The following is a 2,668-nucleotide window of genomic DNA, read 5'->3' as shown; positions in this document are numbered from 1 at the left end:
CTGTCCTACCGGGTGGGCGGTCGCTCCTGTGCCCTGGCCGCCTTCCCCCGCCGGTCCGGGCGGGCCCCGGTGCACGGTGACCCGGCGAGCCTGGAGCGGGCGCTGGCCGCCGGACCGCTCGTCTTCGACCTGTGCGCCGCCGAACCCGGCCGTCCCTGGCGGCCGTTCGCCGTGCTCACCGTACGTTCCGCTCTGCCGGTCGGGCCGGAGGAGAGCGTGGGCTTCGACATCTACGAGCATGACGCCCGGGGTTTCACCCCCGGTCCCGCGCTCGCCGCCGTCCGGCGCGCGGCGTACCGGGGGTCGAGGTCCGGCCGCCGCTGAGCGTCTGCGCCCGGCGGCCGGGCGCAGCGGGTGGCTCACCGGGCCGTCTCGTCCTGCGCCGGGCCCGGATCCCGGTCGTGCTGCGCCTGGTCCCCGTCCCGCAGGCGCACCTCGAGGTGGCCGTCGACGACGCGTGTGTCGAAGACGGGCTGCGGAGAAGTGGCCGGGCCGTGTACGTTCCAGCCGTCCGCGAGACGGAAGACGCTGCCGTGCCAGGGGCACCGGACACAGCCGTCCTCGAGGGTGCCTTCGGACAGCGGTCCGGCGAGATGGCTGCACCGGTCGGCCAGCGCGTGGAAGGTTCCGTCGGTTTCGCGCACGACCAGGACCGGGACGTCGTCCACGGCGCGTCGTGCCGGGCGGCAGCGGCAACTGCTCGGTGACCAGTTCCAGCAGCCACCGGTCCGGGCGACGCGTGCGCCGCGTACGAGCGGCACCGCCGGCCACGGGCGGAGCGCAACATCACCGTCAGCGGCGCCCTCACCCGGAACACCGGGGGCCCCGCGACGGCGCGCCCGGCCGGACCCGACGAACACCTCGTGCGCCAACTCGCCTGGGACATCCCGCTGTCCGCCGTCCCGCCCGGGCCGGACGGCCCCGAGCCGGATGCGTGAACCGGGCCGCCGGCGCGCGAAAGTGCAAGAGGCGGGGGACGGGAGTCCATTGCCGTGGCGGGGCCGGGCCCGGATCGTTCCGTGCGACCGGCCCTCAGGCAACTAGGAGCTACCGTGCGACTGTCGATCCGAGCGGGCGGCGCCGTGGCCGCCGCCGTCGCCCTGGTCCTGGGCAGCGGCACCGCGTCCCCCGCCGACGCCCGCCCCACCGTGACCGTGGGCACCCCGGTACCGTTCCCGCATCCCACCGACACCCCCGCCACCGCGTTCACCGACCGCGACGGCACCTTCCACTACCAGCAGTCCGCCGCGCTGTACGGCGCCGACGACCCCCGGGTCTGGGACTTCTACACCGGCAAGGACTTCGACACCGCCGCCTTCGACCGCACTCTCGGCGAGGCCGCCGACCCGGACAACCCCGCCGACCGCAACGACGACACCACCTGGCGCTGCAACAACAGCCCCACCGGGCGCGAGGCGACATACGCGCCGGGCGGCTCCGGATACGCGCAGAAGAACTACTGCGACCTGTCCGGCGTGTGGATCGACCCCGACACCGGCGACTGGTACGGCCTGGTGCACAACGAGTTCACCCCGCGGCCCTTCGGCGACGGACTGCACTACGACGCCGTCGACTACGCCGTCTCCACCGACCGGGGCCGCACCTGGACCATCAAGGACCATGTGCTCACCTCGCCGTACAGCACCAGGCGCGGGGACACCACGGCCTTCCCGCACGAGACGTACTCCTACGGCGACGGCGACCAGCGCCTGTTCACCGACATCTCCTCCGGCTACTTCTACGTCTATTACGGCTCGCGGATCGTCGACAAGAGCGGTGGGTGGAAGGCCTTCCACGAACACGTGGCCCGCGCCCCGATCGCCGCGAAGATGGCCCCCGGCTCCTGGCGCAAGTGGTACGACGGCGCCTGGACCGAACCCGGCACCGGCGGCCGCGAGAGCAACATCGTCCCCGTCGACGACGCGCACCCCACCGGCTACACCCCCGTCGAGTCCGAGTACGACCCGGCCGGTACCGGCACCGCCGCCGAGCAGATCGCGGCCGGGAAAATGCCCCCGACCTCACCGCTGTTCGTGATGAACATCGCCTACGACGCCCACCTCGGCCGGTACATCGGCACCCCGCAGGCCGTCGACCAGAGCGGCCGCGCCCCCCAGTACCTGTACGCCACCGACGACCTGGCCACCCAGAAGTGGCAGCTCATCGGCGACACCGGCGACTACACCACCGCCTCCTGGTACCGCTGGTTCCTGGATCCCGTGAGCCGCACCGGCTCCGCCGTCCTCGGCCGGACCTTCCGCGCCTACTGCTCCTTCGGCTGCTCCCACGGTTCCTCCGGCGAGTACGCCGACATCACCGTGGACCCCGCCTCGCCCACGGCCCCGCCGGTGGACACCGGCCGCCGCCGCATCGCCGCCGGCACCGGCCGGATCCTCGCCCAGGAGTCCGGCGGCTCCGCCGTCACCTCGCTCGCCCGGCCCACCGGCTCCGCCCGCGAGTCGTGGTCCTTCACCCCGACGGGAGACGGCGCCTTCACCATCGCGAACGCGTCGACCGGCCGCCTGCTGGGCGTGGACTCCGCACGGACCGCGGGCCGGGCCTGGGGAGCGCGGCCCACGGTGACCGCCGCCCCGGCCGGCGGACCGGCCGTGGGGCAGCAGTGGTTCGTGCTCGCGAACTCCTCCGCCCCCGGCACCTACCGCCTGGT

The 2,668-nt window shown here is 74.0% G+C and carries 1 protein-coding gene and 2 pseudogenes; 2 read left to right on the top strand and 1 reads right to left on the bottom strand.

From position 1 onward, the window contains the following. A pseudogene (locus H5J33_RS30455) lies at window positions 1–324 on the top strand (phosphodiesterase); the annotation flags it as partial. Window positions 325–359: 35 nt separating this feature from the next. Here H5J33_RS30455 and H5J33_RS30450 read toward each other — a convergent pair. Further along, window positions 360–686: pseudogene (locus H5J33_RS30450) on the bottom strand (Rieske (2Fe-2S) protein); the annotation flags it as partial. A gap of 366 nt (window positions 687–1,052) precedes the next feature. Here H5J33_RS30450 and H5J33_RS30445 point away from each other — a divergent pair. After that, a partial coding sequence (locus tag H5J33_RS30445; protein WP_181798000.1) for an RICIN domain-containing protein occupies window positions 1,053–2,668 on the top strand: 1,616 nt, incomplete at its 3' end.

It is taken from the genome of Streptomyces sp. WELS2 (assembly GCF_013870595.1).
In the GTDB taxonomy this organism is placed as follows: Bacteria; Actinomycetota; Actinomycetes; order Streptomycetales; family Streptomycetaceae; genus Streptomyces.
Note: the sequence above shows the minus strand (reverse complement) of the source record. Positions and strands in the feature narration are given on the sequence as shown.